General features: G+C 64.1%; 5 protein-coding genes and 1 pseudogene. 1 reads left to right on the top strand and 5 read right to left on the bottom strand.

The features are described from left to right. From EA346_RS00750 to EA346_RS00765, 4 genes and pseudogenes are all read right to left on the bottom strand, one after another. The coding region (locus EA346_RS00750; RefSeq protein WP_296754391.1) for an MlaA family lipoprotein at positions 1-326 on the bottom strand (326 nt) is incomplete at its 3' end. A 151-nt stretch (positions 327-477) separates the two neighbouring features. Further along, positions 478-666 (bottom strand): annotated as a pseudogene (locus EA346_RS00755) (argininosuccinate synthase); the annotation flags it as partial. Between the two features lie 821 nt (positions 667-1487). Beyond that, the gene (locus EA346_RS00760; protein ID WP_296754394.1) at positions 1488-1847 is read right to left on the bottom strand and encodes a TraR/DksA family transcriptional regulator; all 360 of its coding nucleotides are present in this window, start codon (positions 1845-1847) and stop codon (positions 1488-1490) included. Between the two features lie 60 nt (positions 1848-1907). After that, complete coding sequence (locus EA346_RS00765; protein WP_296754397.1) at positions 1908-2381, bottom strand: universal stress protein; 474 nt, start codon at positions 2379-2381, stop codon at positions 1908-1910. Between the two features lie 247 nt (positions 2382-2628). Between EA346_RS00765 and EA346_RS00770 the strand changes: the two genes are divergently transcribed. Next, positions 2629-4134, top strand: a complete 1506-nt coding sequence (locus EA346_RS00770) for a SulP family inorganic anion transporter (protein WP_296754399.1) — start codon at positions 2629-2631, stop codon at positions 4132-4134. A gap of 4 nt (positions 4135-4138) precedes the next feature. On the opposite strand, the gene EA346_RS14985 is transcribed toward EA346_RS00770, so the two are convergent. Next, positions 4139-4405 carry a 4Fe-4S dicluster domain-containing protein gene (locus EA346_RS14985; protein ID WP_366755758.1) on the bottom strand — a complete coding sequence of 89 codons (267 nt, stop codon included), beginning with the start codon at positions 4403-4405 and terminating at the stop codon, positions 4139-4141. Positions 4406-4414 lie beyond the last annotated feature (9 nt).

A 4414-nucleotide genomic window follows, 5' to 3' on the forward strand; every position in this document is an offset into this window, starting at 1 on the left:
ATGCGGCCGGTATCCGTGGCGGCATTCTCGAACTTGCCCTGCAAAAGGTTGTTCACCGCGTTGCGTACATCGGCCATGTTCCCGAAGAAATTGCCGATCCCGGTCTGAACCGGATCCGGGAGCCGCCGATAGCCCTTTGCCGCGGGCGTCAGCACCGTCCGGTCGAAACCCTGGTTGAATGCGAAAACGGCGCGGTTGTAGCGCTCGAAGGGGTCTGACGAGTGCGGGTCCATCGCGGAAACGCTGGCGCAGCCGAAAAGGCCGACCAACAAAATGCCAACGGCCAGCATCCGCGGCAGCGGCGCTCTCGGGATGTCGGGTCTCATCGTCGCGTGCGTCCGGATTGCAGGGTGATGCGCCTGGAGCGCCTCGGCCTGCCGGGGGCTCCCAACAGATTAGAAATGCTACCAGAGACCGGCCGGATCAGACCGAAGACCTTCCGCGGCCAGCGGCGATGCGCAAGCGCAACGCGTTCAGCTAGATAAACCCCTCTGCGTCCTTCTGGTCATAGGCACAGGCGTCCTCCTCGAAGGTCGGGATCGCATCGTCGAAAAGGCTGTCACGCGCCGATCTGCGCCCCGCCCCGATCAAGTTCCCCTTGTATTCGCTGTCGATACGAGCTCGAACCACGGTATCCGCACTCATGGCGTCCCTCCTATCGTCTACGGGGACAATGCCTGGCCCGATCTATGAGCGCCGTAGCCGTTCTATGCGCATCCCGAGGCTGCTCGAGTATGCCCCCGGCCAGTTCCGGGTAACCCTTGCCTGCAACAAGCTTTGCCGCGCCCGCAACAAAGTCTGAAACTGGCCCGTATCCAGCCCCAGCTCCGTGGTCATCGCGGATTCGTCCCACTACAGGCGTTCCCTGACGGACTGTGCCTGCAAACCCTCCCGCTGAAACTGTGACGATTCGGCCGAATGCGCATCGGCTGTCGGCTCCGGCGCGGATTCAGCGTGTGGCGCCGGATCGCTGCAGCCAGCCAGAGCATGATGAACACAGCGGCGAGATATCGGGCAGGGTGCTGGATGGGCTTTCATTTCCGTAGCGAAGCCGCCAGATCCTACCGCGGCGATGGTGACAGGGGTTCCTCCGTTGATGCGCCAGCCGGGCGGTTGCCCGAAATCGGCTTCGGCCGGCAGGAACGGTGGTGGCGGTGCGCGGTAACAACGATACGCCAGCGAAGTGGGCCGAGGATGAGCGTGACCGCCTGGAGAAGCTTCCCCTTGAGGCCACGCTGGAACTGCCGGGCGGCAATAACGATGTCCTTGATTGACGTTTCTGGGCGTCCGCAGTGGATCGGTCACGGCCGGATGTATCGGCCTGGAGCGTGCAGGCGGTGCGACCTTTATGGGCAGCCAAGGTAAACGATCTGATCAACGTCGCGTGACTCGATCAACGTAAAGGCCAGCTAACCGCCGTGCACACTCTGGCTCAACAGCACTGACAAAACCCTTCGCGAGCGAGGCTCGCTCCTACATGGAATGCGTCAACCGTCGTGCGCCTCGGCGCAGCGGATGCAGCGGGTAGCGGTCGGGTCGAGATTCAAACGCCGCGGGTCGATGGGCTCATCGCAGTCGACGCAGAATCCGTAGCTGCCATCTTCACAGCGGCGCAGGGCGGCCTCGATACGCCCGAGTGACTGCACCGCTCGGCGTTGTGCGTTCTGAGCCATCGCCTGCTGCTGGAGGGCATCCATACGCGAGAGCCGGCCGACACTCGATTGATCCAGATGCACCGTCGCCGCCGAGTCGTCACGCGCGCCCTTCAGGTCGAGAATCTCGGCGCGCAGCTCGAGCAGTCGCTCACGGAAATGCTCGATGTCGTGACCCGCGTTCGAATCAGCCATCGCTAGGAGTGGTTCGTGGGAAAGCCAAAGTCCGCAGCAGCGCCGAAATCACCAGTCTTTCTATACCCCGGGCGGCATCTTTTCCCGCATCGACGGACTGAGTTCGACATCGTGCACCACCATCACCGGGACGTGCGCATTGCGGATCAGCCACTCGGTCGCGGAGCCCGACAGCATGCTCACCAACTGGCTGCGCCCGCGGGTCCCGATCACGATCAGATCCGCGCCCCACTCGCGCGCATGCCGTGCAATTTCTTCCGGGGCGCTGCCGAACACCACGGCGCACTCCTCGCCTTCGATTGCCCAGGCCCGCAGCCGCTCGAGCCCCTTTTCCTCGGCCGCCTGCCGCATGTCCTTCGAGTGCAGCGGGGACGCCCCGGCCGAGAACGCACCCGAGGCACCCGCAGCCACCTCCGAGGGCTTGACCACGGTCACCAGGCGCATCAAGGCCTCCGGACAGTGCTCGCGCGCCACCGCCAGTCCCTCGGCCGCCGGCTTGGAGAAATCGATCGCAATAATGACTCGTTGCAGCATGCTGGTTCCCTGTTGTCCATGGTGAATAGGGTCCGAGGGACTCGCTGTCCCGGACCACTTCGCAGAACCCCTGGCAATTCAGATCCACACTGGAGGATGCTACCCTAGCGTCTCGCGCTCGCCGTGCAGCATGAAACGCCCGACCCGAGCGTGCAACCCCAGGCTACCCACCATGGGTCGCGTCCTTGGTTGCCGCGCTCTCCGAGCCGCGGGCAACGAGCACACCTACGGATCGGGATTCCTCGACGTGAAAAGCACCCTCGCCAAGCTCTGGCACCGCCAGCGAGGCATCTGGTTTTTCAATATCCGCGGCGACCTGATCGCCGGCATCGTGGTCGCGCTGGCGCTGATCCCCGAGGCGATCGCATTCTCGATCATCGCGGGACTCGACCCCAAGGTCGGCCTGTACGCCTCGTTCTCGATGGCCGTGGTCATCGCTTTCGCCGGCGGCCGGCCCGGCATGATCTCGGCGGCGACCGGCGCGATGGCCCTGCTGATGGTCACGCTGGTGGCCGAACATGGACTGCAGTATCTGCTGGCCGCGACGATTCTGACCGGCATCATCCAGCTGTTTTTCGCCTGGGCCAAACTCGCGCGCTACATGATGTTCATCCCGCGCACCGTGCTGGTGGGCTTCGTCAATGCGCTGGCGATCCTGATCTTCCTGTCGCAGCTGCCCTACCTGATCGACGGCGACGTGACGATGTGGCTGCTGGTGGCGGGGGGTCTCATCATCATCTACGGCTTGCCCATGCTGCCTTTCTGCCCGCGGCTGCTGCCGCCGCCACTGGTGGCGATCGTTGCGTTGACGGGGCTGGTCTTGTTCGCCGGACTGCCGACTCTCACCGTGGGCGACATGGGTGATCTGCCGGACGGACTGCCCGTGTTCCTGCTGCCGGACGTGCCGCTGAACCTGGAAACGCTGTCGATCATCTTCCCGACCGCGCTGGCACTGGCCATCGTCGGCCTGCTCGAGTCCTTGCTGACCGCGTCGATCCTCGACGACCTCACCGATACCCCCAGCGGCAAGAACCGCGAGGCCCAGGGCCAGGGCATCGCCAACATCGTGACGGGCTGCTTCGGCGGCATGGCGGGCTGCGCGATGATCGGGCAGTCGGTGATCAACATCAAATCGGGCGGCCTCGGGCGGCTGTCGACACTGGCCGCCGGCCTCTACCTTCTGTTCTTCATCCTGGTGCTCGGCGATCTGGTTTCCCTGATCCCGATGGCCGCCCTGGTCGCCGTGATGCTGATGGTGGCCTTCGCCACCTTCGACTGGAACTCACTGAAGACCCTGCACCGGCTCCCACGCACCGATGCCACGGTGCTGCTGGTCACGATCGGGACCGTGGTCGTCACGCATGACCTCGCCAAGGGTGTCCTGGCAGGCGTACTGCTGAGCGCGGTCTTCTTCGCCCGCAAGATCGCCAACTCGATCCACGTCGACAGTAGTCGCCCCGAAGGTAGCAATACCCGAACCTACACCGTGCGCGGACAGCTGTTCTTCGTCGCGGTCGACAAGTTCATCGACAGCTTCGACTACCGCGAGCCGGTGCACAACGTGGTCATCGACCTCCGGGAGCTTGCGCTCTGGGACAGCTCCGCGGTAGCCGCGATCGACAAGGTCGTCGGCAAGTTCCGGCGTAACGGCATGGAGGTCGCGGTGATGGCCCCGCTGGGCGCAGGTCGCGAGTTGCACGACAAGCTGGCGCGGCACGACAAAGGACTGGAACTGGGTACCGGGGGACATTGATCGTTTATCGAGCCTTGCGTCGCCATGGTCTCGGCCCAGTCCTTGATGCAGAGACCAATGCCGCTGTCGCCGATGTCGTTCGCCCGGGTTTCCGATCAGGTGCAGTGACATATTCACCCGGAGCGCCAGTCCGGCCCCTCCTGAACAGAGCGCCGGTGAGACAGGCATCGACGCAGGCCGTGGGGTGACCTGCCTCAACCCGGTCGTAGCACATCGTGCATTCTTGGTGTCGAGGTGGACGTACTGACTCCCGGAGCCCTTCCGGACCGATGGAGAGACG

Source organism: Thioalkalivibrio sp. (genome assembly GCF_007692535.1).
In the GTDB taxonomy this organism is placed as follows: domain Bacteria; phylum Pseudomonadota; class Gammaproteobacteria; order Ectothiorhodospirales; family Ectothiorhodospiraceae; genus Thioalkalivibrio.